Annotated in this window: 27 protein-coding genes; 16 read left to right on the forward strand and 11 right to left on the reverse strand. The window is 69.2% G+C overall.

Going from position 1 to position 23,743, the window contains the following annotated elements; all coding sequences use genetic code 11:
• Positions 1-238: 238 nt before the first annotated feature.
• From mdcA to IAE41_RS08985, 9 genes are all read left to right on the forward strand, one after another.
• Positions 239-1,882 (forward strand): malonate decarboxylase subunit alpha, encoded by a 1,644-nt coding sequence (gene mdcA, locus IAE41_RS08945; protein ID WP_200732864.1) that lies wholly within the window; start codon positions 239-241, stop codon positions 1,880-1,882.
• Positions 1,883-1,892: 10 nt separating this feature from the next.
• On the forward strand, positions 1,893-2,213 hold the full coding sequence (mdcC, locus tag IAE41_RS08950) for a malonate decarboxylase acyl carrier protein (RefSeq protein ID WP_200732865.1): 321 nt from the start codon (positions 1,893-1,895) through the stop codon (positions 2,211-2,213).
• Positions 2,210-3,118 carry a biotin-independent malonate decarboxylase subunit beta gene (locus IAE41_RS08955; protein ID WP_200732866.1) on the forward strand — a complete coding sequence of 303 codons (909 nt, stop codon included), beginning with the start codon at positions 2,210-2,212 and terminating at the stop codon, positions 3,116-3,118. Before mdcC ends, IAE41_RS08955 begins: the two co-directional genes overlap by 4 nt.
• Positions 3,115-3,825 (forward strand): biotin-independent malonate decarboxylase subunit gamma, encoded by a 711-nt coding sequence (mdcE, locus tag IAE41_RS08960; protein ID WP_200732867.1) that lies wholly within the window; start codon positions 3,115-3,117, stop codon positions 3,823-3,825. The genes IAE41_RS08955 and mdcE overlap by 4 nt, the downstream gene beginning before the upstream one ends.
• Positions 3,818-4,459 (forward strand): malonate decarboxylase holo-[acyl-carrier-protein] synthase, encoded by a 642-nt coding sequence (mdcG, locus tag IAE41_RS08965; protein WP_200732868.1) that lies wholly within the window; start codon positions 3,818-3,820, stop codon positions 4,457-4,459. Before mdcE ends, mdcG begins: the two co-directional genes overlap by 8 nt.
• Positions 4,456-5,313 carry a triphosphoribosyl-dephospho-CoA synthase MdcB gene (mdcB, locus tag IAE41_RS08970; RefSeq protein ID WP_200732869.1) on the forward strand — a complete coding sequence of 286 codons (858 nt, stop codon included), beginning with the start codon at positions 4,456-4,458 and terminating at the stop codon, positions 5,311-5,313. The genes mdcG and mdcB overlap by 4 nt, the downstream gene beginning before the upstream one ends.
• Positions 5,310-6,230, forward strand: coding sequence for a malonate decarboxylase subunit epsilon (gene mdcH / locus IAE41_RS08975; RefSeq protein WP_200732870.1), 921 nt, complete (start codon positions 5,310-5,312; stop codon positions 6,228-6,230). The genes mdcB and mdcH overlap by 4 nt, the downstream gene beginning before the upstream one ends.
• A gap of 104 nt (positions 6,231-6,334) precedes the next feature.
• Positions 6,335-7,702: an SLC13 family permease gene (locus tag IAE41_RS08980; protein ID WP_200732871.1), complete on the forward strand. Its 1,368-nt coding sequence runs from the start codon at positions 6,335-6,337 to the stop codon at positions 7,700-7,702.
• 193 nt (positions 7,703-7,895) lie between these two features.
• Positions 7,896-8,615, forward strand: coding sequence for a GntR family transcriptional regulator (locus tag IAE41_RS08985; RefSeq protein ID WP_079221020.1), 720 nt, complete (start codon positions 7,896-7,898; stop codon positions 8,613-8,615).
• A gap of 107 nt (positions 8,616-8,722) precedes the next feature.
• Here the strand turns inward: IAE41_RS08985 and IAE41_RS08990 are convergent, their stop codons facing one another.
• Together IAE41_RS08990 and IAE41_RS08995 are read right to left on the reverse strand one after the other, a co-directional pair.
• On the reverse strand, positions 8,723-9,046 hold the full coding sequence (locus tag IAE41_RS08990) for a hypothetical protein (protein ID WP_200732872.1): 324 nt from the start codon (positions 9,044-9,046) through the stop codon (positions 8,723-8,725).
• Between the two features lie 31 nt (positions 9,047-9,077).
• The gene (locus IAE41_RS08995; RefSeq protein ID WP_200732873.1) at positions 9,078-9,536 is read right to left on the reverse strand and encodes a hypothetical protein; all 459 of its coding nucleotides are present in this window, start codon (positions 9,534-9,536) and stop codon (positions 9,078-9,080) included.
• 154 nt (positions 9,537-9,690) lie between these two features.
• Between IAE41_RS08995 and IAE41_RS09000 the strand changes: the two genes are divergently transcribed.
• Positions 9,691-10,638 carry a nucleoside hydrolase gene (locus tag IAE41_RS09000; RefSeq protein WP_200732874.1) on the forward strand — a complete coding sequence of 316 codons (948 nt, stop codon included), beginning with the start codon at positions 9,691-9,693 and terminating at the stop codon, positions 10,636-10,638.
• A 4-nt stretch (positions 10,639-10,642) separates the two neighbouring features.
• Here IAE41_RS09000 and IAE41_RS09005 read toward each other — a convergent pair whose 3' ends face one another.
• The 5 genes from IAE41_RS09005 to IAE41_RS09025 all read right to left on the reverse strand — a co-directional run bounded on the left by IAE41_RS09005 (position 10,643) and on the right by IAE41_RS09025 (position 15,522).
• Complete coding sequence (locus IAE41_RS09005) at positions 10,643-11,902, reverse strand: MFS transporter (RefSeq protein ID WP_079221016.1); 1,260 nt, start codon at positions 11,900-11,902, stop codon at positions 10,643-10,645.
• 165 nt (positions 11,903-12,067) lie between these two features.
• Complete coding sequence (locus IAE41_RS09010; protein WP_200732875.1) at positions 12,068-13,381, reverse strand: HAMP domain-containing sensor histidine kinase; 1,314 nt, start codon at positions 13,379-13,381, stop codon at positions 12,068-12,070.
• The gene (locus tag IAE41_RS09015; protein ID WP_079225131.1) at positions 13,378-14,118 is read right to left on the reverse strand and encodes a response regulator transcription factor; all 741 of its coding nucleotides are present in this window, start codon (positions 14,116-14,118) and stop codon (positions 13,378-13,380) included. The genes IAE41_RS09010 and IAE41_RS09015 overlap by 4 nt, the downstream gene beginning before the upstream one ends.
• Positions 14,119-14,178: 60 nt before the next feature.
• Positions 14,179-14,724 carry a redoxin family protein gene (locus tag IAE41_RS09020; RefSeq protein ID WP_200732876.1) on the reverse strand — a complete coding sequence of 182 codons (546 nt, stop codon included), beginning with the start codon at positions 14,722-14,724 and terminating at the stop codon, positions 14,179-14,181.
• Positions 14,725-14,727: 3 nt separating this feature from the next.
• Positions 14,728-15,522 (reverse strand): alpha/beta hydrolase, encoded by a 795-nt coding sequence (locus tag IAE41_RS09025; protein WP_108760185.1) that lies wholly within the window; start codon positions 15,520-15,522, stop codon positions 14,728-14,730.
• Positions 15,523-15,973: 451 nt separating this feature from the next.
• On the opposite strand from IAE41_RS09025, the gene IAE41_RS09030 reads away from it, so the two are divergent.
• The 5 genes from IAE41_RS09030 to IAE41_RS09050 all read left to right on the forward strand — a co-directional run bounded on the left by IAE41_RS09030 (position 15,974) and on the right by IAE41_RS09050 (position 19,501).
• Complete coding sequence (locus IAE41_RS09030; RefSeq protein WP_200732877.1) at positions 15,974-16,618, forward strand: DoxX family protein; 645 nt, start codon at positions 15,974-15,976, stop codon at positions 16,616-16,618.
• 90 nt (positions 16,619-16,708) lie between these two features.
• Positions 16,709-17,185: an EF-hand domain-containing protein gene (locus tag IAE41_RS09035; protein ID WP_200732878.1), complete on the forward strand. Its 477-nt coding sequence runs from the start codon at positions 16,709-16,711 to the stop codon at positions 17,183-17,185.
• A 57-nt stretch (positions 17,186-17,242) separates the two neighbouring features.
• Positions 17,243-18,088 (forward strand): DUF692 domain-containing protein, encoded by an 846-nt coding sequence (locus IAE41_RS09040; RefSeq protein ID WP_200732879.1) that lies wholly within the window; start codon positions 17,243-17,245, stop codon positions 18,086-18,088.
• Positions 18,081-18,863: a putative DNA-binding domain-containing protein gene (locus IAE41_RS09045; RefSeq protein ID WP_200732880.1), complete on the forward strand. Its 783-nt coding sequence runs from the start codon at positions 18,081-18,083 to the stop codon at positions 18,861-18,863. The genes IAE41_RS09040 and IAE41_RS09045 overlap by 8 nt, the downstream gene beginning before the upstream one ends.
• A 2-nt stretch (positions 18,864-18,865) precedes the next feature.
• Positions 18,866-19,501, forward strand: coding sequence for a ferric reductase-like transmembrane domain-containing protein (locus IAE41_RS09050; protein ID WP_200732881.1), 636 nt, complete (start codon positions 18,866-18,868; stop codon positions 19,499-19,501).
• Between the two features lie 120 nt (positions 19,502-19,621).
• Here the strand turns inward: IAE41_RS09050 and IAE41_RS09055 are convergent, their stop codons facing one another.
• The 4 genes from IAE41_RS09055 to IAE41_RS09070 form a co-directional block, all read right to left on the reverse strand.
• Complete coding sequence (locus tag IAE41_RS09055; RefSeq protein ID WP_200732882.1) at positions 19,622-20,779, reverse strand: metallophosphoesterase; 1,158 nt, start codon at positions 20,777-20,779, stop codon at positions 19,622-19,624.
• Positions 20,780-20,894: 115 nt separating this feature from the next.
• Positions 20,895-22,433, reverse strand: coding sequence for a TerC family protein (locus IAE41_RS09060; RefSeq protein WP_079221006.1), 1,539 nt, complete (start codon positions 22,431-22,433; stop codon positions 20,895-20,897).
• Positions 22,434-22,475: 42 nt separating this feature from the next.
• Positions 22,476-22,700 carry a helix-turn-helix transcriptional regulator gene (locus IAE41_RS09065; RefSeq protein ID WP_079221005.1) on the reverse strand — a complete coding sequence of 75 codons (225 nt, stop codon included), beginning with the start codon at positions 22,698-22,700 and terminating at the stop codon, positions 22,476-22,478.
• 13 nt (positions 22,701-22,713) lie between these two features.
• A complete protein-coding gene (locus tag IAE41_RS09070; protein WP_200732903.1) occupies positions 22,714-23,181 on the reverse strand; it encodes a DUF2975 domain-containing protein in 468 nt (155 codons plus the stop codon).
• Between the two features lie 246 nt (positions 23,182-23,427).
• Between IAE41_RS09070 and IAE41_RS09075 the strand changes: the two genes are divergently transcribed.
• Positions 23,428-23,739: a metalloregulator ArsR/SmtB family transcription factor gene (locus tag IAE41_RS09075; protein WP_079221004.1), complete on the forward strand. Its 312-nt coding sequence runs from the start codon at positions 23,428-23,430 to the stop codon at positions 23,737-23,739.
• The last annotated feature ends 4 nt before the right edge of the window (positions 23,740-23,743 follow it).

Consider the following 23,743-nt stretch of genomic DNA (forward strand, 5'->3'; position numbering starts at 1 on the left):
GTCATGCCCGGGGTCGGATCCCTTTCCACGGAAAGGGCTCTGACCCCACACAGGGCCTCCATCCACGCATGGCGTGGATCTACTGCGCAATCCCGGTGGGTGCCGACCGTTGGTCGGCATACCTCTCAACCCTGAATGGGCCCGCCTTCGCGCGGGCCCTTCTTTTTGCTGCGCTGCGGGTTGCACACCCCGCCATAATTATGCCGTAATTATTCCAACACCAATCGGAAGCCGGTCGATGAACCCGAGCTGGGACACGTTGGAACGCAGCCGCCAGGCCCGCCTGGAACGCGCCGCGCCATGGGCCAGGGGCCGCGAAGTCGCCGCCGCGGATGTGGCCGAACTGCTGCACGCCCTCCTCGAACCGGGCGACAAGGTCTGCCTGGAGGGCAACAACCAGAAGCAGGCCGATTTCCTTGCCCAGGCCCTGGCCGACCTGGACCCGGCACGGGTGCACGACCTGCACATGGTGCAGTCGGTGCTGTCGCTGCCCTCGCACCTGGACGTGTTCGAGCGCGGCATCGCCTCCAAGCTGGATTTTTCCTTCTCCGGTCCGCAGTCGGTGCGGCTGGCCAACCTGGTGGCCGAAGGGCGCATCCAGATCGGCGCCATCCACACCTACCTGGAACTGTTCGGCCGCTACTTCATCGATCTCACCCCGCGCGTGGCGCTGGTCGCCGCACAGGCTGCCGATCGCCACGGCAACCTCTACACCGGCCCGAACACCGAAGACACCCCGGTGATCGTCGAAGCCACTGCCTTTGGCGGCGGCATCGTCATCGCCCAGGTCAACGAAATCGTCGACACCCTCCCCCGCGTCGATATCCCCGCTGACTGGGTCAACTTCGTGGTGCAGGCGCCGCGCCCGAACCACATCGAACCGCTGTTCACCCGTGACCCGGCGCAGATCTCCGAGATCCAGGTGCTGATGGCGATGATGGCCATCAAGGGCATCTACGCCGAGTACGGCGTCAACCGCCTCAACCATGGCATCGGCTTCGACACCGCGGCCATCGAACTGCTGCTGCCCACCTACGCAGAGTCGCTGGGGCTGAAGGGAAAAATCTGCCAGCACTGGGCGTTGAACCCGCACCCGGCACTGATTCCGGCGATCGAATCGGGCTTCGTCAAATCCGTGCATTCGTTCGGTTCGGAACTGGGCATGGAGAAGTACATCGCCGCCCGTGGCGATGTGTTCTTCACCGGCGCCGACGGGTCGATGCGCTCCAACCGCGCGTTCTCGCAGACCGCCGGCCTGTATGCCTGCGACATGTTCATCGGCTCCACCCTGCAGATCGACCTGCAGGGCAACAGTTCCACCGCCACCCGCGACCGCATCGCCGGCTTCGGTGGCGCGCCCAACATGGGCTCCGATGCACGCGGCCGACGCCACGCCAGCGATGCCTGGATCAAGGCCGGGCAGCAGGCCGCGCGACCGGGTGAAATGCCGCGCGGGCGCAAGCTGGTCGTGCAGATGGTGGAAACCTTCCGCGAGCACATGGCACCGGCCTTCGTTGAACGACTGGATGCCTGGGAATTGGCCGAGCGCGCGGACATGCCGCTGCCGCCGGTGATGATCTACGGCGACGACGTCAGCCACGTGCTGACCGAGGAAGGCATCGCCAACCTGCTGCTGTGCCGCACGCCGGAGGAGCGCGAACAGGCGATCCGTGGCGTGTCCGGTTACACCGCCGTGGGCCTCGGGCGCGACCGCGCGATGGTGGAAAACCTGCGCGACCGCGGCGTGATCCGCCGCCCCGAAGATCTCGGCATCTCGCCGCGCGATGCCAGCCGCGACCTGCTGGCTGCGCGTTCGGTGAAGGACCTGGTGCGCTGGTCCGGTGGCCTGTACGACCCGCCCAAGCGCTTCCGCAACTGGTAAGGGACAGAGCATGGAAACCCTCGACTATCGATTCGACGGCCGCACCCCGGTGCAGTTCCCGCGCGATGCGGTGCTGGTGGGCGTGCTCGCCTCGGGCAACCTGGAAATCCTGCTGGAGCCCGCCGCGCAGGACGGTGCGATGACGGTGCGGATCATCACCGCCGCGCAGGGCTTCGGCACCATCTGGCAGGCGGTCATCGCCGATTTCGCGCAACGCTATCCGCTGCGCGACGTGCGCATATCGATCAACGATGCCGGCGCGACCCCGGCCGTGGTCAGCCTGCGCCTGGACCAGGCCGTGGAAACCCTGCTGGCCGGAGGCACGCCATGAGCCACGTACAACGCCACAGCTATTACGAAGCCGATGCACGCGAACGCATTGCCGGGCTGGTCGATGCCGGTTCGTTCCGCGAGTTCCTCGGCCCGGCGCGACGGGTGATGAGCCCGCACCTGGCCCAGCTCGACCAGCCGGCCGCATTCGACGATGGCATCGTCGTCGGCGAAGCCACGCTGCAGGGCAGGCGTGTGCTGCTGGCCGCGCAGCAGGGTGAATTCATGGGCGGTGGCGTTGGCGAGGTCCACGGCGCCAAGCTGACCGGCCTGCTGCGCCGCGCGGCGCAGACACGCCCCGACGGCGTGCTGCTGCTGCTCGACACCGGCGGCGTGCGCCTGCACGAAGCCAATGCGGGGCTGATCGCCATTTCCGAAATCATGCGCGCCACCCTGGGCGCACGCGCCGCTGGCGTGCCGGTGGTCGCCCTGATCGGCAGCGGTAATGGTGCGTTTGGCGGCATGGGCATCGTCGCCCGCTGCTGCACCACCGTCATCATGTCCGAGGAAGGCCGGCTGTCGCTGTCCGGGCCGGAAGTGATCGAGACCGTGCGCGGCGTGGAAGAATTCGACTCGCGCGACCGCGCCCTGGTATGGCGCGTGACCGGCGGCAAGCACCGCTACCTGATCGACCAGGCGCAGATGCTGGTGCCCGACGCCATCGAAGCGTTTGCACGTGCCGCCGTGGATGCGCTGCAGGCCGACGCCGCCAGCGGCGATACCGACACCGCACTGGATGCCCTGCAGGCCCGCCATGCCGCACTGAAGGCACGCGTGCAGGCCTGGGGCGACTGCCGCGATGGATTGCAGATCTGGGCACGCCAGGGCATCGCCGAACCCGAGCGCCTGCCGTTGCTGGACACCGACGCCTTCCTTGCCGCCACCGCCGACCGGAGCCTGCCATGAGCGCCCCGCTGCAGACCCTGCTCGACGCCCTGTTCCCGCGCGGGCACCGCATCGACGTGCAGGATTCGGTGCTGACCGGCACGGCCACCACCGAGGATGGCGAGGTGACGGTGATCGGCACCACCGACCGCATCGAGGTCGGCGTGGACCATGCATTGGCCCTGGCCGACACCGTACTGGCCAGCACCGCTGCGCATCCGCAGCGACCCATCGTGATGCTGGCCGACACCGCTGGCCAGCGCCTGGCCCGCCGCGATGAACTGCTGGGCATCAACGGCTACTTCGCCCATCTTGCGCAGACCCTCGACCTGGCCCGCCGCCGTGGCGCGCGGCTGGTCACCCTGGTCTACGGTGAATCGGTGAGCGGTGGTTTCCTGTCCTTCGGCCTGATGGCCGACCACATCCACGCCCTGCCCGACGCGCAGGTGCGGGTGATGGATCTGCGCGCGATGGCGCGGGTGACCAAGCAACCGCTGGAGAAGCTGCAGGCACTCAGCCAGAGTTCGCCGGTGTTCGCGCCGGGCGTGGCCAACTACGTGTCGATGGGTGCGGTCGATTCGCTGTGGGACGGCGACCTGGCCCAGCACCTGCTGCAGGCACTGCGCGCACCCAGCGACGGCGACCTGCGTGCCGCACGCGGCGCAGAGCGCGGCGGCCGTGCGCTGGCAGCCGAAGTCTGCACTGCGGTGGCCCGCGGCGATGCCTGACCGGCCCGCCCGCCACACGCTGGCCTGGCTGTCGGCCAATGCCGACTGGCGGGCCGACGTGGCCGCGCACGAACCGCGCCTGGCGGCGTGGTTTGCGCAGGGGCTGCCAGCGATGGTGGCGCGGCGCGCCGTGGATGATCCCGACCCGCGCCTTCGCCTGGGCGTGCCGCTGCCGCCGAGCGAAGGCAAGCAGCGCATCGCCCTGCGCGTACCGCTGCACGATGTACTGCGCCAGCAGCCGCCGCCGACGCTGGAAGCGATCCTCGCCACCGGAGTTGCCCATGACTGGCAACTGGCGCTGCACGCATTGGCGCACATTGCGCCTGCACGCGTGTTTGGTGCCTTCGCCTGGCAGCATCTCAGTGGCCTGCCCTACGTGCATGCCGCTTCGGATATCGACCTGCTGTGGCAGGTGGATGCCGCCGCGCAGGCCGACGCGGTGGTCGCGCGCCTGCAGGAGTGGGAACGCGAGCATGGCCGTCGCGTGGATGGCGAACTGTGCCTGGGCGATGGCGGCGCGGTGAACTGGCGCGAATACGCCGGTGGCAGCCGCCAGGTGCTGGTGAAGCGCCTGGAAGGCGCCGCGCTGGAAGCCCGCGAACGCCTGTTCGTCGCCACCGGAGTGGCCGCATGAACACCCTCGCGCATGCCAACCCGCACATCGCGCGCCGCGTCGACAGCGCGCGCCTGGGCCGACTGGCCATCGCCAGCCTGCATGCCGAACTGGCCTGCGCGCCGAAGCCGGGCCTGGTGACCCCGTTCGACAGCGGCAGCCATGACGACATGGACGCCGGCACGTTCCTGCGCAGCCTGTTCGCGCTGCGCCACTACTTCACCGCAATTGCCAGCGCCGGTGCCGACGATGCGCCGTTCGCTGCCCTGCGCGCGCACGGCCTTGCCGCCGAGCACGCGATGCTGCGCGCCACCGGCGGCATCAACACCCATCGCGGTGCCATCTTCAGCCTGGGCCTGCTGGTGGCCGCCGCCGCACGCTGCCGCCGCCAGCAGGGCCACGCCGCGCCCGCCGCGCAGGTCTGCCTGGCCGTGCAGCACTGGGCCGATGACTTCGCCGCTGCGCCGCTGGATGCGTCCAGCCCCGGCCAGCGCGCGCGCCTGCACCATGGCGTGCCGGGCGTGCGCGAACAGGCCGCCGCCGGTTACCCCGTGCTGCGCGACCTGGCTGTACCGACCCTGCGCCATGCCCTGCACAGCGGCCTGCCGCGCGACGCGGCCCTGTGCCAGACCCTGATGCAGCTGGTTGCGCAGGTGGATGACCTGAACCTGCTGCACCGTGGTGGCGCTGACGGGCTGGCCTGGGCCCAGCAGCAGGCACGCAGCTTCCTCGCAGGCGGCGGTGCCTTCACAGCCGGCTGGCAGGCACGCCTGCATGCCCTCGGCGAGGGCTTCGTGGCCCGTCGCCTGAGCCCCGGTGGCAGCGCCGACCTGCTGGCCTGCGCCTGGTTCCTGCTGCAGCAGGAGGGCGCATGAGCCTGGCCCTGCTCTGCCCCGGCCAGGGTGCGCAGCATGCGGCGATGTTCGACCGCGTGCGCGAGCTGCCTGCGGCCCGCGATGTCCTGCACGCCGCGGGCGCTGTACTTGATCGTGATGTCTTCGCCGCCGCTGCCGATGACGCGCGCTTCGACAATGCGCTGGCGCAACCGCTGCTGTGCGCGGCCACGCTGGCGCACTGGCAGGTGCTGCGCGACGGCCTGCCGGCGCCGGTGGTCGTGGCGGGTTACAGCATCGGTGAACTGGCCGCACATGCGGTTGCCGGCAGCGTCGACACCGCAACCTGCCTGGCCCTGGCCGCACAGCGCGCGCGGCTGATGGATGCCGCCAGCCCCGCCGATGCGGGCATGCAGGCGGTGTTGGGGCTGCAGCGCCACACCCTGCAGCCACTGTGCGATGCACACGGCGCCCATGTGGCGATTGCCAACGGGCAGGATCATTTCATCGTCGGCGGCACGCAGGCATCACTGCAGGCGCTGGCCGATGCAGCACGTACACAGGGTGCGGAGGTCCGCCCGTTGCCGGTGCACGTGCCTGCACATACCCCGCTGCTGCAGGCCGCCGTCGCACCGTTTGCGGCCGCGCTGGATGCTTCGCCGCTGCTGGCGCCGCGCCTGCCGCTGCTGGCCGGCATCGATGCGCGCCCGGTGCGTGATCGCGCGGCAGCGGTGCACACGCTGTCGGCGCAGCTGGCACAGACCATTGAATGGGCGCAGGTGATGCGCCAGGCCTTCGAGCGCGGCGCGCGGGTGTTCCTGCAGCTGGGCCCGGGCAACGCATTGGCGCGCATGGTCGCGCCGTCCTACCCGTGCTGCGAGGTGCGCGCGGTGGAAGAGTTCCAGAGCCTGGACGGCGCCGCGGCATGGGTCCGCAGCGCGCTGGAGCGGCTGCAGTAACGGGTTCGAGCAGTACGCATCACGCATCACGTTGTACGACGCCTTACCCCGGGATGGCGGGTCTCCATCCGAGCTGTACGCGAGTCACGTGTCTGGGAGGGCGCATGAGTCCACAAATCGCAACGATCATCGGCCTGGTGATCATGTTCATCGTCGCTACCGCGATGCCCATCAACATGGGTGCGGTGGCCTTCGCCCTGGCCTTCATCGTCGGCGGCGTCTGGGTCGGCATGGGGGGCAAGGAAGTGCTCGCCGGCTTCCCGGGCGACCTGTTCCTGACCCTGGTCGGCATCACCTATCTGTTCGCCATCGCGCAGAAGAACGGCACCATCGACCTGCTGGTGCACTGGGCGGTGAAAGCCGTGCGCGGCCACATCGTGGCCATCCCGTGGGTAATGTTCGTCATCACCGCCGTGCTGACGGCCTTCGGCGCGCTGGGCCCGGCCGCCGTGGCCATCATCGGCCCGGTCGCGCTGCGCTTCGCCAAGCAGTACAACATCAACCCGCTGATGATGGGCCTGCTGGTGATCCATGGTGCGCAGGCCGGTGGCTTCTCGCCCATCAGCGTGTACGGCAGCATCACCAATGGCGTGGTGCAGAAGGCCGGCCTGGAAGTGACCGAGATGGCGGTGTTCCTGACCAGCCTCGGCTTCAACTTCATGATGGCGATCATCTGCTTCCTGGCCTTCGGCGGTATCGCCCTGATGCGTCGTGGTTCGATCACTGCTGCCGGCACCGTGGGCGGTGCTGACCTGGCCATGGCCGGTGGCCCGCAGGCGTCGTCGCGGCAGTTCGCCATCGAAGGCCACGGCGCGCTGGTGGCCGCCGGTGGCGGCACGCTGTCGAACGATCCGGCCGCACTGGATGCAGTGGGCTTCACCCGCGAGCGTCTGTTCACCCTGATCGGCCTGCTCGGCCTGGGCGTGGCCGCACTGATCTACAACCTCAACGTCGGTCTGGTCTCGATCACCGTCGCGGTGGTGCTGGCCCTGCTCTCGCCGCAGAGCCAGAAGGGTGCGGTCGATGGCATCAGCTGGTCGACCGTGCTGCTGATCTGCGGCGTGGTGACCTACATCGGCGTGCTCGAACATGCCGGCGCGGTGGACTTCATCGGCCATGGTGTTTCCAGCATCGGCATCCCGCTGCTGGGTGCGCTGCTGGTCTGCTACGTCGGCGGCATCGTCTCCGCGTTCGCCTCGTCTGCCGCCGTGCTGGGCGCGACCATCCCGCTGGCGGTGCCGTTCCTGATGCAGGGCCACCTGGGGGCCGCCGGCGTGATCTGCGCGCTGGCGGTGTCGTCCACCATCGTCGACGTCAGCCCGTTCTCGACCAACGGCGCACTGGTGGTGGCCTCGGCAGCGAAGGAAGAGCGCGAGACGCTGTTCCGCCGCTTCCTGGTCTACAGCGGCCTGGTAGTCGCGTTCGGCCCGCTGCTGGCTTGGCTGGTGTTCGTGGTGCCGGGCTGGATGTGATTTTGCAGGGGCGCCGGAGGATTCCGGCCCCCTTCGAATCGGGGGGGTAGAGTCCACCGTTGGTCGACTATCGCGCGCAGCGCGGGATCTTCGGGATCCATGCGAAGGGCAGTCGACCAACGGTCGACTCTACCAAGCCGTATTTCCCCACCCCGTTACAGGTTCCACGCAGGGAGGCAGTACACTTTCCACCATGGCCATTGCTCCCGCCCCGCGTTCACCGAAGAAGCGCGCGCCTCTGTACGAAGAGGTGGCCGAGCATGTGCGCGAGCGCATCTACGACTACCGGCTGCCGCCGGGCGAATGGATCGACGAGCCGGCACTGTGCGAGGAACTGGGCATCAGCCGCACGCCGTTGCGCGAGGCGCTGAAGCTCCTGGCTGCCGAAGGGCTGGTGCAGATCGATGCTGGCCGCGGCGCGCGGGTCACCCGGCTCACGCTGGAAGACCTCAACCAGCTGTTCCCGGTGATGGCGATGCTGGAAGGCCGCTGCGCGCATGAGGCGGTCAGGCACATCGACGATGCCGGCGTGCAGCAGCTGGAGGATCTGCACGCGGCCATGGAAGCGGCCGCCGCCAACGGCAACATCGCCGAGTACTACCGCAACAACTACCTGATCCACGAAACCGTGCAGCACTACGCCGGCAACCCGTGGCTGATCCGCATCACCCACGACCTGCACCGCATCCTGAAGATGCACCGTGGCCGCCAGCTGCTGGCACCGGGCCGCACCGCGCAGTCGCTGGCCGAGCACCGCGAGCTGATGGACTGCTTCCGCCGTCGTGACGCGCAGGCGGCCGAACGCACGATGGAACGCCACCTGCTGAGCCAGGGCCAGGCGCTGGCCGCCTACGTGGCCGATGGGGGGTTGTTGAACGTGCCCGCACCGTTGCCGACCGAAGGCGGCGGCTGAGCGGGTACGGCACGGCACGAACAACGCCGGCCGACCGCTGTTTCGTAGAGTCGAGCTTGCTCGACTGCTTTTCAGAGGCAGTCGAGCAAGCTCGACTCTACATGGCCTCAATCGCTGCAGCTGCCATCGCCACCACCACTGTCGCTGCTGCAGTCCGAGCCGCTGTAGCTGTGGCTGTTGTGGCTGTCACTGGAGTAACTGCCCGAGGAATCGTAGCTGCCCGCGAAGCTGCCATCGCTACGGCTGACCGAGCCATCGGCGGTGGCGATCGCCATGCACAGGATCGCGCCCACCAGCGGCAACAGCCAGACCAGCAGCAGCTGCACCGCCCGCCCTCCCACCGACACGTCATCGCGCCGCACCACCACGAACGTGGCGACGAGGTTCAGGCCCAGCACCAGGGCGATCAGGACCAGGGTCACCACCAGCATGGTGTGCCTCCGCAGCAGCGAACCGGCGCGGTCATGGCGCCACCATCAATGACTGGATCTGCGCGCGCTCATCCAGCGGCCGCTGGAAATCCACCGGGTAGACCGGTGCATGGCGCTCGCCCTTGAGCAGGAACAGGCTTTCGCTGCCCAGCGTGGCCTCGCGGATATGGCCCAAGGTGTAATGCCACATCGTCCACAGCGGCACCCGGATCGTCGCCGGCACCCTGCCCTCCCGCGGCCGCAGCACTTCCTGCACCTGCAGGACCAGGCGGATCTCGTTGTCCAGGCCTGGCCCGGTGCGCGATCCGGGATCGGTCAGCGGCCGTCCCTTGCCATCGACCATCTCCACGTCGACCACCTTGGCGCGGACGATCTGGTCGGCTTCCGCCACCATTTCCGCCAGCGGTTTCGGCGCCACCGAGGTGGCCAATGCAGGCGCGACGGCGCCCAGGCACAGCAGCCCGGCCAGCAGGATCGCGGATGTCTTCATGGCGGTGCTCCCTCCCTGGATACCCCCTGACGATAGCACCGCCGCGGCGGTTCGCCCTGCCTGTCATGAAGATGGGACAATGTAGGGCGCGCCGGCCCGGTCCCCAGGGGCCCGCCGGCCCCCTTGCACCACACGGAAGAAGAAGAACAACAACATGCTGAAAGTCATTTTCGATACCGACCCGGGCGTCGACGACGCCCTGGCCCTGCTGTACCTGCACAAGCACGCGCAGATCGACCTGGTCGGCGTCACCACCACCTTCGGCAACGCCTCGGTGGATTCGACCACCCACAACGCGCTGTACCTGAAGCAGGCCTGGGGCTTTGCCGCCCCGGTCGCGCGCGGCGCCGCCGGCCCGCTGCAGCCCGAAGCCACGCCGGAAGCCTGGCCGGTGCACATCCATGGCCACAACGGCCTGGGCAACCACCCGGTGCCGACCGCGCTGGACGTGGCCGCCGATGCGCGCCCGGCCCACCAGCTGATCATCGACCTGGTCCGCGCCCACCCGGGCGAAGTGACCCTGGTGGCAGTCGGCCGCATGACCAACCTGGCCCTGGCCCTGCAGAACGCCCCGGACATTGCCGGCCTGGTGCGCGGCGTGGTCCTCATGGGCGGCGCCTTCCACGTCAACGGCAACATCACCCCGGCCGCCGAGGCCAACATCTGGGGCGACGCCGAAGCGGCCGACATCGTGTTCACCGCACAGTGGCCGGTCACCGCCATCGGCCTGGACGTCACCACCCGCGTGGAGATGGACCGTGACGGCCTGGACAAGCTGGCTGCCATCGGCGGTGCCGACGCCGAGCTGGTGCGCGCGCTTTCGCAGGACTACGTGGACTTCTACCTGCAGGCCGGGCACAAGGGCATGGTCGTGCACGACTGCTGCGCCTGCATCGCCCTGACCCGCCCGGAGCTGTTCCAGTTCGAACGCGCCAGCGTGCGCGTGGCCACCGATGGCGTGGCCCGCGGCATGACCATTCCCAAGCCGGAAGGCCTGGCCTTCGGCCCCAGCGTGTGGGATGGCCACGTGCTGCAGTCGATCGCCATCGGCGTGGATGCCCCGGCCGTGCTGGCCGACATCGAGCAGACCCTGGCGGTCTGATCGCCTAGCGCTTGGCCCTGCCCGGGGTCGTCTCGGGCAGGGTCCACAGCACCGGCAGCACCAGCACCGCCACCAGCGCGATCATCGCGCCCGGTGCCGCTGCCCAGCCGCTGCGTTCCACCCACCATTGCGCCAGCCACGGTGTCGCCCCGCCGAACACCGCCGTGGCCATGGTCACGCCCAGTGCCAGCCCGCTCACCCGGCCTTCGCCCGGGAACTGCTCGGCCGTGGCAGGTGCGGCCACCGCGCTTACACCACCCGCCACGCAGGCCAGCACCACCGCCGCCAGCGCGATGCCCAGCGGCGCCGCCTCGGCCATCCAGCCGAACATCGACAACGGCAGCAGTGCCGCCAGTACGGTCAGGCCCAGCAACAGCGGACGCCGCCCGAAGCGATCAGACAACATGCCGCACAGCGGCGTGATCGCGATGACCGCCACCGCGGCCACCGTGGACAGCCACAGCGCATCGCCTTCGTCGTGCCCCTGTGCGTGCAGGAAGGCCGGCACGTAGGTGATGCCCACGTAGTAGGTGATCGAGCCCAGCGCGGAAATCGCGAACGTGCGCGCCACCGCGCCGGGATGGTTGCGCAGCACGTGGCGCAGCGGCGTGGCCGGAATGCTGCCCTCGCGGCGCTGGCGCTCGAACTCGGGCGACTCATGCATGCCCGACCGTGCGATGAGGATCACCAGCGCCAGCGCGGCACCGACGAAGAACGGGATGCGCCAGCCCCAGCCATCCAGCTGCGCGGGCGTGAGCGTCGCCACCGTCACCGCGGAGATCGCCACCGCCAGCAACGCGCCCACTTCGCTGGCGGCCGAGGCCAGCGAAGTGACCAGGCCGCGTCGCCGCGCCGGTGCGCTTTCCAGCAGGTAGGCCACCACCCCGGTGTATTCACCGCCTACCGAAAAGGCCATCACGCAGCGCAGGACCAGCAGCAGGATGCCGGCCGTGGTGCCCGCCGTCGCTGCGGTCGGCAACAGCGCCGTGGCCAGCATCGCCGCCGCCATCAGCGCCATCGAGGCCAGCAGCATCCAGCGCCGGCCGAGGCGATCACCGAGGTGGCCGAAGCACAGCGCGCCCAGCGGACGCATCAGGTAGGACACCGCGAACCCGGCCAGGGTGACCAGCATGGCCTGCTCGCCGCCACCGAAGAACACCCGCGACAGCACGGTCGCGAAGTACAGGTAGAGGGTGAAGTCGTACCACTCCACCACGGTGGACAGGCCTGCCACCCACATCGAGCGCTGCCGCGCCGCGGTCATTTCAGTCATGGGCGGAGGGTGTCACGCGCCGGGTGATGGCGCGGTGCACCTGCAGGCCGGGCGAGGGGTCGGATCCCGTTCCCGCAGGGAATGGGCTCTGACCCCAGGCAGGCGGTTGCGGGGTCAGAGCCCTTTGCCGTTGGCAAAGGGATCCGACCCCACCCATCAGCCCGGCAACTGCAGCACGGCCTGCAGGCCACCGCCGTCCCGGTTGCGCAGCTGCAGCGAACCCCCCAGCGACTGTGCCAGCTGCACGGCAATGGCCAGGCCCAGGCCGGTACCGCCGGTATCGCGGTTGCGCGAGCTCTCCAGCCGGTGGAAGGGCGCCAGCACCGCCTGCAGCTGGTCCTCGGGAATGCCCGGGCCCCGATCAGACACGCTGATCCATGGCTTGCCGGCAGCATCACGACCGGCATCGATTTCGGCGCTGCCGGCATAGCGCAGCGCGTTGTCCACCAGGTTGCCGACCACCCGGCGCAATGGCTGCGGCCAGGTCTGTACGGTCAGTCCCGCCGGCGCACCGCCGGACACCGGCTTGCCCATGTCTTCGTAATCTCCGACCACGCTGGCCAGGAACGCGGCAAGGTCCATCGCCACCGGTGCACCACTGGCCACATGGCTGCTGCGGGCATAGGCCACGCCTTCGCGCACCAGCTGGCCGAGGTGGTCCAGGTCATCCAGCAGGCGCTGCTGGGTGGCATCTTCGGGCAGGGTTTCCACGCGCAGCTTCATCCGCGTGATCGGTGTCTGCAGGTCGTGCGAAATGGCGGCCAGGATCTGCAGGCGCTCGCTGACATGGCCGCGGATGCGTGCCTGCAGCGCGTTGAGTGCGGCCGCAGCCGCGCCTACTTCGGCAGGGCCATCCTCGGGCAGCACCGCTGCGTCCTTGCCCGGCTGCAGGTGCTCGACCGCGTGCGACAACTGCTGCAGCGGGCGCAGCGCCAGCCGCACCGCCAGCCACGCGCACAGCAGCAGCAACGCCAGCTGCACCAGCAGCACGGCCGGCAGCCAGCGCGCCAGCGGCAGGCCGGACGGGGTCACTTCGATGGTCAGCGGTGAACCATCGTGCAGCCGCAGCTCCACCTCGAAACGTTCGGGCAGGCGCGCGACCTGGCGTGCCAGCAGCGGATAGCGATGCTCCAGGCTGTCATCGATGATGGCGGTGACCTGGCGCGCGCGCCCGGTTTCCAGTGCCGGCCCAGACGCAGCCGGACGCAGCAGGTAGCGATAGGTGCGGCGCTCAAGCCGCGGCACCCAGGCCTGGCGCTGATCCGCTGGCAGGTGTTCCAGCAGGGCCACGCTCACCGCCACGTCCTCGTCCAGGTTGCGCAGCATCATGCTGCGCGTGGCCTGGTAGCGCTCGAAGAACAGCAGGCCGAACGACAGTGCGTGGGCCAGGGTCAGCCCGCCCAGCAGCAACAGCAGCAGGCGCGCGGACAGCGTGCGCGGCCATGGCAGGCGGCGCGCGGCGGCGTTCATTCCTCCGGCCCCAGCAGCTGCACCGGCACGCTGAACACATAGCCTTCGCTGCGCACGGTCTTGATGTAGGTCGGCTCGCGCGCATCATCGCCCAGGCGCTGGCGCACGCGGCTGACCAGCAGGTCGATCGAGCGATCGAACAGTTCCGCATCGCGGCCCTGGGTGAGGCTGAGCAGCTGGTCGCGGCTGAGCACGCGGTTGGCGTGGTCGAGGAACACGCGCAGCAGGCGGAACTCGGCACCGCTGAGCGGATAGGCGGTGTCCTGCGCATCCAGCAGGTGGCGGGCGGTGGTATCCAGGCGCCAGTCGCCGAAGGCCAGCTGGCGGCCGGCCTCGCTCACCTGCAGGTTGGGCGGCAGCATCTGCGTGCGGCGGATCACCGCGTTGATGCGCGCCAGCAGTTCGCGCGAGGAGAACGGCTTGGTCACGTAGTCATCGGCGCCCATTTCCAGGCCGATGATGCGATCAGTCTCGTCGTCGCGCGCGGTCAGCAGCACCACCGGCACGGCGCGGTGCTTGCCGGCCCGCAGGTTGCGGCACAGGCTCAGGCCATCCTCGCCGGGCATCATCACGTCCAGTACCACCAGGTCCACGGCGTGGGTGTCCATCAGCGCGCGCATCGCGCGGCCGCCATCGGCCTGGCTGACGCGCAGGCCGTTGCGCTGCAGGTAGTCGGCCAGCATCTGGCGGATGTCGCTGTCATCATCGACGACAAGGATGTGCGGTACGTGGTTCATTGCGTTCTCGATGATGGCGGCGGAGGACAAGGCCGCGCGGCGCGGCCATGGTAGCGCGGCTCACGGGCTGGCCAGCAGGCGCTGGATCTCGCTTTCGGTACGTGCATAGTCGCCTTCGCCGTAATGGCGGTAGACCACCCTGCCCTGCCGGTCGACCAGGTACAGCGCCGGCCAGAACCGGTTACCCCAGGCATTCCAGATGCGGTACTGGTTGTCCTGCACCACCGGCCAGGTGACATCGAGGCGGCGGATCGCGTGGCGCACGTTTCCCTGCAGTCCCTCATAGGCGAATTCGGGGGTGTGCACGCCGATCACGCGCAGGCCCTTCGGTGCGTAACGGGCATGCCACTGGTGCACGTACGGCGCGACATTGAGGCAGTTGCTGCAGCCATAGGTCCAGAACTCGACCAGCACCACCTGCCCGCGCAGCTGGTCCAGGGCCAGCGGCGGGCTGTTGTGCCACGGCCCGCCGCCGTTGAAGCCCATAGCGGGTGCGGCCTCGGCGGTCTGTGCGCCGGCTTCGGGGCTGGGCCAGGCCAGCAGCAGCGCAGCACCGCCAAGCAGGGCCAGCAGCAGCGGCACGGTATAGGCGCGAAGCGTGGCCATCGCTCAGCCTCCCTGTTCGGCCAGCGGCAGCTCGGCCGGCTTCACCCCGGCCGCTTCCAGGATGCTGTCGGCCACCTGCGCCGGGTGCGAAAGCAGCGACACATGGCTGCTGCCGATGGACTGCAGCTGCGCGCCGATGCGATGCGCGGTGGCAACCTGCAGCTGCGGCGACAGCATGCGGTCATCGCGGCTGACCACATACCAGCTCGGCTTGCTGCGCCACGCCGCCGTGGTCACGGCCTCACCCAGCGCGCTGGCCTTCAACGGCACCTGCGTGCTGTACAGCAGGGCTGCGGTCTTCTTCATCACGTCGGGCGCGAAATCCTGCGCGATGGCATCGGCCGGCAGGGTCAGGTAACCGTCCTTCTCCTGCAGGCGGGTCAGTCCGGGGCCGACCGGGAAACCTTCGCCCTGCTGCGCCGAGGACTGGCCAGCATCCGGTGCGAACGCGGCCACGTAGACCAGCGCCTGCACCTTGGGATCGTTGCCCGCTTCGGTGATGACCGTACCGCCCCAGCTGTGGCCGACCAGCACCACCTTGCCCGGTGCAGCTGCAATGGCGCGGCGGGTGGCGGCCACGTCGTCCGCCAGCGAGGTGAGCGGGTTCTGCACGGCCACCGCCGGCAGCTTCCAGTCGTGCAGGGTGGTGATGACCTTGTTCCAGCTGGAGCCATCGGCAAAGGCGCCGTGCACCAGGATGACCGTGGGCGGCGCACCGGCATCGGCCTGCGCAGCGAAGGCGGGGGTGGCGGCGCCGGCCAGGGCCAGGGCGGCGGCAAGCAGGGTGGTACGGATCATGGGTGGCACTCCGGTGTTGGGAGTGGCCATTTCCGCCGGTGGGTGTATCGCGGCTGTTTCGCCGTGGCGCCGAGTTGTACCGGACTGTAGGACGACGGCGGGTTCCTACAGTGGGATACATTCGGCCGCCGGGCATGGCCGGGCGCCATCGGGTGGATATCGTTCCCCGCACGCGGGCGCAAGAGGATCCTGGCGCGTGGCCCTCCCCGGTAGCGGGGGGGCCCGGCCCCCGCGCCCCCCCCCCCCCCCGCCCGCCCGGGGGGGGGGCCCCCCCGCGGGGCGGGGGGGCCCCGCCGGGGCCAACGCCCCGCCGCAGCGTCTTTGTATCCGACTGTACGAAACCCCTGCCGCGGCGACAGTCGCTGACAAAACCCCGGGCAACGGCACACGTTGCCGATACCTGCGCCGCCTGAAATGGCCTCCATCGACCACTGGCCCGCAGGACACCTCCATGATCAGCACCGCCTCCTCCCTCTACACCCCGCGCCTGGATGCCGTCGGCCGCTGGCTCTCGCCGCTGGCCCTGCGCACGCTGCTGGCCTGGGAGTTCTTTGAATCCGGCCGCGAGAAGCTGGGCGGGCAGAACTGGTTCGCCGATCTGGAAGGGCGCTTCCCGTTTCCTTTCTCGACCCTGCCCGCTTCGCTCAACTGGCAGCTGGCCACGTGGCTGGAACTGGTGGGCGCGGTGATGCTGCTGCTGGGCCTGGCCACGCGCTCGGTGGCCTACATCTTCTGGGTGCTGACGGTGGTTGCCATCGCCGCCGTGCACTGGCCCGACCAGTGGAACGGCCTGGGCGAACTCTGGCAGGGCTATGCGATCACCGACCAGGGCTACGGCAACTTCAAGCTGCCGCTGCTGTTCCTGGCCATGCTGCTGCCGCTGATCCTCAACGGTGGCGGCGCACTCAGCCTGGACCGCCTGCTGGCCGGCCCGCAACGCGCCATCGCCGGCGATGACGGCCTCGGCTGGGGCGTCAGCCTGATCGCGCTGCTGCTGCCCATTGCCGCGCTGCTGCCCGGCATCGGCTTCGGTGGTGCCCTGCTCGGCGCTGCCCTGCTGCTGGCCTACGTGCTGCGCCGTCGCCGCAGCGCCTGATCCGCTCCATCCCTGTCCACGCCTCTTTTCCGTCGCCTTGCAGCGGCGTCCATCCCGCACGCCTTGCGTGCAATCCCAAGGAGTCATCCCATGTCCGTCTCGACCAAGAACACCGCCACCTCCCGCCTGCCGCGCATCGGTGCCATCGGCATCGCCCTGGCCGGGGGCCTGCTGCTGGCCGGCCAGGCCGCCGCGATCCAGCCGTTGGCGATCAGTGCCGTGGCCATGAGCGCCGCCGCTGAAGGCAAGTGTGGTGAAGGCAAGTGCGGCGCCAACAAGGCCGCCAGCAGCAAGCCCGCCGGCAGGGCCAAGGTGGCCGAAGGCCAGTGCGGCGAAGGCAAGTGCGGCGACGCCTCGTTTGCCCGCACCGACCGTGACCACGACGGCCGGGTCTCGCGTGCCGAGTTCAACGCCGTGGCCGCCAAGCGTGCCGCCGAGTTCGACCGCATCGACACCGACCACGACGGCTACATCAGCGAACAGGAAGCGCACGACTACCTGCGCAGCGTCTACACCGCCAACGGCAAGCCGATGCCGAAGGGCTTGTTCTCCCGCGTCAACGACTGATGGCCCACCCTCCGGCGCCGCCCCCCGTGGCGGCGCCATTGCCCTGGAGTACCGCGCATGTCCCTGCCCCTGCCCTCCGCCAGCGCTGGTCTCGGCCTGCGCCGCGGCCTGATCGACGAACTGCTGGCGATGCCGGCCGATGCCATCGACTTCCTCGAAGTCTCGCCCGACAACTGGATCGGCGTCGGCGGTGCCCACGGTGCCGCGCTGCGCCAGCTGAGCGAGCGCCATCGCCTGACCTGCCACGGCCTGTCGCTGTCGCTGGGCGGCCCGGACCCGCTGGACCGCGCCCTGCTGGCACAGACCCGCGCCTTCCTCGACCTGCACCAGGTGCAGCTGTACAGCGAGCACCTGAGCTACTGCGCTGCCGGTGGCCACGTCTACGACCTGCTGCCGCTGCCGTTCACCAGTGAAGCCGTGCACCACGTCGCCGGGCGCATCGCCCAGGTGCAGGACATGCTGGGCCGGCGCATCGCGGTGGAGAACATTTCCTACTACGCCGTGCCCGGCGCGGACATGAGCGAGATCGACTTCATCAACGCCGTGCTGGCCGAAGCGGACTGCGACCTGCTGCTGGACGTCAACAATGTCTTCGTCAACGCCTGCAACAACCACTACGACGCCTTCGATTTCCTCGCCCGCGTCCCGGCCCATCGCGTTGCATCGCTGCACGTCGCCGGCCATTTCGACGAGGACGATGGCTTCAAGATCGACACCCACGGCGCGCCGGTGAACGGTATGGTCTGGGCGCTGCTGCGTGAAGCGTATGCGCGCGTCGGCGTGCGCCCCACCCTGCTGGAGCGTGATTTCAATTTTCCGCCGCTGGCCGAGCTGCTGGCCGAGGTCGCGCAGATCCGCCAGGCCCAGGCCGACGTGCGACTGCCCGAGGTGGCCCATGGCTGAGTCGCTCGCCGCCCTGCAGCAGCGCTGGGCCGACCATGTGCGTGATCCATCCCGGCCCGCACCCGAGGGCGTCGATGCGCGCCGGCTGGCGGTGTATCGCCGCCTCTGCATCGACAGCCTGGACAGCCTGCTGGCCGGCTCCCTGCCAAGTCTGCAGCAGCAGCTGGGCGCAGCGCGCTGGCGCGGTGTGGTCGAGCACTACTACGCGCGCCATGCCTGCCATACCCCGTTGTTCCCGCAGATCGCCAGCGAGTTCGCCGCGTGGTTGGCGCTGCAGGACAGCCTGGCGCTGCCAGCGTGGGCAGCCGAGCTGGCGCACTACGAAAGCACGCAGCAGGCGCTGCACATCGAAGCGCGCGATGCCGGGCAGACATTGCACCACGTGCCGGTGGGCAGTGACCTGCTGGCGGTGTCGCCGCTGGTGCGTGTGCTGGGCTACCAGTGGCCGGTGCACGAAGACGTGGTGCTGGACGATGCACCGGCCACGACAGCCACGCTCCTGCTGCTGCGCCGCCAGGCCGATTACCGCCTGCAGGTCGAGACGCTGGCACCGCTCGCGTATGCCCTTCTGTCGGTCTTCGGCCATGACGGTGTACGCGTCGATGACGCCCTGCAGGCGTTGGCCGATGCGCATGGCGTGCTCATGGAGGAGCTGCGCGTGGCCTGCGCGCCGCTGCTGGCCGAGCTGTGTGCCGCCGGCGTGCTGGTTGCGTTGGCCGGTTTCCAGAGTTGCCGGCCAGCGGCTGGCACTACCCACTTCCCTTCCGAGGTTTGATCATGGCTGTTTCCAATACTCCCCTCCTGTCCGGCTGGCGCCTGTTCGTGGCCATTGCCGTGGTGCTGATCGCCTGCGCGCTGGCTGCATTCGCCCTGCAGGCCGACGTGGCCGAAGGCAGCCGCGCGGCGATCCGGGTGACTGCGCGCACCTCGTTCCTGCTGTTCCTGGCGGCCTTCACCGCTTCATCGTTCGCCAGCCTGCTGCCCGGGCCGACCACCCGCTTCCTGCTGCGCGAACGCCGGACCATCGGCCTGTCGTTTGCGTTCTCGCACCTGCTGCATGCCATCGCCATCACCGCGTTCGGCATCCTCAACCCGGCGTTCTGGCCGGCACGCTCGGCCCTGGCCAACCTGCCCGGCACGGTTGGCTACGTGGCCATTCTGGCGCTGGCAATCACGTCGCACCGCGCCATTGCACGGCGCATGGGGCCCACCGCATGGCGGCGCCTGCACGTCACCGGCATGTGGATCATCGCCGCGGTGTTCACCTACTCGTACTTCAAGCGCGTGCCCGGCAACTTCTGGTACGCGGTGCCTTCGGCGCTGCTGTTCACGGCCTTCGTAGTACGCGCCATCGCCAAGCGCGCGCAGTCGCTGAAGCGTCACCTGCATGCGCGGCCGCTGCGGGCGGCGTGATGACCCAGGGGCTCGGGGTCGGATCCCATTCCCGCAGGGAATGGGCTCTGCCCCCCAAAGTGGGCGATTGCGGGGTCAGAGCCCTTTGCCGGTGGCAAAGGGATCCGACCCCATCAGAGTTCAGGGCGCGCGGCGCAGGGTGAACAGGGTGATTTCCGAAGGCACGCCGATGCGCGCCGGGAAGCCCGCCCACAGGCCGGCACCGTTGCTGACGTAGAGCGTCATGCCATCCACCTCGTAGCGGCCAGACACAAAACCGCCGTTGGCCCGCTTCACCAGCTGGTCCATGCCGATGATCTGTCCGCCGTGGGTATGGCCAGACAACTGCAGCTTCACCCCGCGTGCGGCCGCATCAACGGCATTGCGCGGGCGATGGTCGAGCAGGATCACCGGCGCGGCCGGATCGGCACCGGCCAGGGCCGCCTGCAGGTCGGGCAGCGGCAGGCCATAGCGCGCGGCCACCGGATCGGTGACACCGGCAATGGTCAGCGCGGCATCGCCACGGCGCACCTGGGTGTGGCTGTTTTCCAGCACCTGCATGCGCAGCGCGCGGAAGGCCTGCATCCAGTCGCTGTACTGGGCGTAGTACTCGTGGTTGCCGGTGATGGCGATCACCCCGTCCGGCGCCTGCAGGTCTCCCAGCGGGCGGAAGTCATCGCGGCGCGCGTCCACCGTGCCATCGATCAGGTCACCGGTGATGACGATCAGGTCCGGCTTCAGCGCATTGCTCTCGGCCACCACCTGGCGCACCCAGTCGCCGGTGAGCAGGCGGCTGGCGTGGATGTCGGTGAGCTGCAGCATGCGGTAGCCATCGAACGCGGCCGGCAGGTCCTTGATCGCCACTTCGACCTGGCGCGGCTGGGGCACGGCCATGCCCTGGCTGACACCGTAGCCACTGAGCAGCAGGGCAACGGCGGCCGCCGACGGGCGCAACAGCGGCGCCCGCAGCGCCGACACCGCGCGCGGCAGGCGCAGCACGCGCGCCGCCAGCAGGCCGGCATCGAACAGCAGCATGGCCAGCGCCAGCAACAGCACGGCGGTGGAGCCGGTGGCCAGCACGGCGATGGCCATCTTCGGGATTTCCGGCGAGGCCATCGTGCCCCAGAACGTGGCGACGATGCGCAGCTGCACGGCCAGCCCCACCAGCAGCAGTGACACCACCGCCTTGGCCCACACCGGCAGGCGCAGCGGCCAGAACAGGCGCCAGGCCACGTAGAGGCCCATCAACAAACCAATCGTACTCAGCACTGCGACATTCCGGAACGTGGGGCCCGCCATGGTGACGGGCAAAGGTTGCAAAGGGTAGCGCCGAGCGTGGGCTCGGCTGCATCCCGTGTAGAGCCGAGCCCATGCTCGGCTGCTATGGAAGCAGTCGAGCAAGCTCGACTCTACGTCAGGTGCCGACCAGCCGCTGCACGCGCAGGCGGGCGATGCGGCGCTTCTCCATCGCCAGCACGGTGATGCGCACGTCCGCCACGTCCACGGCATCGCCCTCATCGGGCAGGCGCCCCAGCTGGTCCAGCACCAGCCCGGAAATGGTCATGTAGTCGCTGCTGCGCGGCAGCGATACGCCCGCCAGACGCTGCAGGTCATCGAGGGTCAACGCACCATCGGCTTCCCAGTGGTCCTCCCCCTGCGCCACCACGCCATAGCGGTCGTCCTGGGTGTCGGCCAGATCGCCGGCGATGGCCGCCAGCAGGTCGTTGGCCGTCACCAGGCCTTCCACGCTGCCGTACTCGTCCACCGCCACCGCCAGCGGCACCGGGTGCAGGCGGATCAGTTCCAGGGCCTGCAGCGCGCTGGCGCTGGACAGCACGTACTGCGGCTGGCGCAGGTTGGCTTCCAGCTGCAGCGGCTGGCCCTGCAGCAGGTCGGCCAGCAGGTCGCGGCTCTGCACCACGCCACGCAGGCTGTCCAGGTCACCCTCGCCCACCAGCAGGCGCGTATGCGGCGAGGCCACCAGGCGTGCCACCACGTCGTCCTGGCCACGCGCCAGATCGATCCACTGCACGTCGGCACGCACCGTCATCACACTCGACACCGGCCGGTCGGCCAGGCCCAGCACGCTGCGGATCATCTCGTGCTCGGCCGGCTGCAGGCGCTCCTCCGCATCGCCGTGGTCCTCTTCGCCCGCGTCATCGTGGCCATTGGCCGGGCGTGCACCCAGCATGCGCAGCACTGCATCGGCCGTGCGCTGGCGGAACGGCTGGCGGCGTTCGTTGCGCTCGCGGTTGAAGCGCACCCACTGGTTGAACGCTTCCACCAGGATCGAGAACGCGATGGCCGCGTACAGGTAGCCCTTCGGGATCTTGTAGCCCAGGCCCTCGGCCACCAGGCTGAAGCCGATCATCAGCAGGAAGCCCAGGCACAGCACCACCACGGTGGGATGCTTGTTGACGAAGCGGGTCAGCGGCTTGCTCGCCAGCAGCATCAGCACCATGGCGATGGTCACCGCGGCGTACATCACGCCCAGGTTGTCGACCATGCCCACGGCGGTGATCACCGAGTCCAGCGAGAACACCGCGTCGAGCACCACGATCTGCGCCACCACCATCGCGAAGCTGGCATAGACCTTCTTGCCGTCTTCATGGTGCTGGCGGCCTTCCAGCCGTTCGTGCAGTTCCATGGTGCCCTTGAACAGCAGGAACAGGCCGCCGCCCAGCAGGATCAGGTCACGCCCGGAGAAGCTGTGATCGAACAGCGTCAGCAGCGGCTCGGTCAGTTTCATGATCCAGGCCAGGGCGGCCAGCAGCACCAGGCGCATCAGCAGGGCCAGGCTCAGGCCGATCACCCGCGCGCGGTCACGCTGGTGCGGCGGCAGCTTGTCGGCCAGGATCGCGATGAACACCAGGTTGTCGATGCCAAGCACGATCTCAAGCACGATCAGGGTCGCAAGGCCCATCCAGATCGAGGGGTCAGCCAACCATTCCATTTCGGGTCCGTTTCTTCATGAGGTAAGGGAAAGAGGGGGTATTCAGTCGTCGTCCTGCGCCTGCAGCGGGTCGTGCCCGAGCAGGTCGCCCGGCGTGCACTGCAGCTCGCGGCAGATCGCATCCAGGGTGGAAAAGCGGATGGCGCGTGCCTTGCCGGTCTTGAGGATGGACAGGTTGGCCAGGGTGATGTCGATGCGCCCGGCCAGCTCGGACAGGGTCATGCCCCGCGCCTGCAGCATGCGGTCGAGCGTGATGACGATCGCCATCAGTCCATGCCCATCAGATCAGACCGTCCAGGTCATCACGCATGGCCGCACCGACGGCGAACACGCGCGCCAGCACGAACAGCATGAGCACCGCGATCAGGCCGGTGATGGACATGCCACCGCCCACCTCCATCCACGCGAAGTCCGGACCCATCCAGGAGGCGTACACGCCGATGATGATCGACAGCACTTCCATCGCCAGCATCAGCCACGCCATGCGCTGCAGGCGCTGCGCGTTGGCATGGGTGAACGGGCGCGCGCCGGCGGCCGAGCGCAGCAGGCGCGCCAGGTGCCGCAGGAACACCAGGCACAGCACCAGCAGGGCGACGATGGTGCCCAGGCCGATGCAGAAGTGCAGGAACAGGTCGCTGCCGTGCACGGCGGCGGCGTGCGCGTCGTGCACGCTGGCCAGCAGCCAGCGCTGGTCGTAGGCAACCAGGGGAATGGCCAGCAGCGCGGCCAGGATGCCCAGCCAGCACATCGCCCGCACGGCCTGCACGGCGGTCTGGGCCAGGGTGAACAAGCCGCGCGCAGGTTCGGCGCGGGCGGGACGAGCGGTCAAGCAGCCTCCGGCATGGGGCGGCCTCGCCGCCCGGGATGGATTTATCGATAAACGATATACCACATCCAGAGCGGATGGATGAATCGCCCCCACCGGGCGGGAGCGGCTTGACACGCGCCCGGCCGCGCAGGATCATCAATTAACGAATTAGTTAATTAACGACCCATGGACCGCATCTTCGAAGCCCTCGCCTCCGGCGCCCGCCGGCAGATCCTGGCCTACCTCAGCGCCGGTGAACTGAGCGCGGGCGAGCTGGCCGAGCGCTTCGACTTCAGCAAGCCGGCGCTGTCCAGCCACCTGCGCATCCTGGAAGAGGCCGGCCTGATCGAACGCGAGAAGCGCGGCCAGTTCGTGTATTTCCGCCAGGTGCCCGAGCGCCTGGCCAACACGCTGTTTTCCTGGGCCGCCGAAGTATGTCCGGTGGGTGGCCCGCTCAAGCGCGAAGCCCGCGCCCGCCGCAAGTCCCCTGCCCGCTGACAAG

The sequence above is a fragment of the Stenotrophomonas sp. S39 genome (assembly GCF_016624665.1).
Lineage (GTDB): Bacteria > Pseudomonadota > Gammaproteobacteria > Xanthomonadales > Xanthomonadaceae > Stenotrophomonas.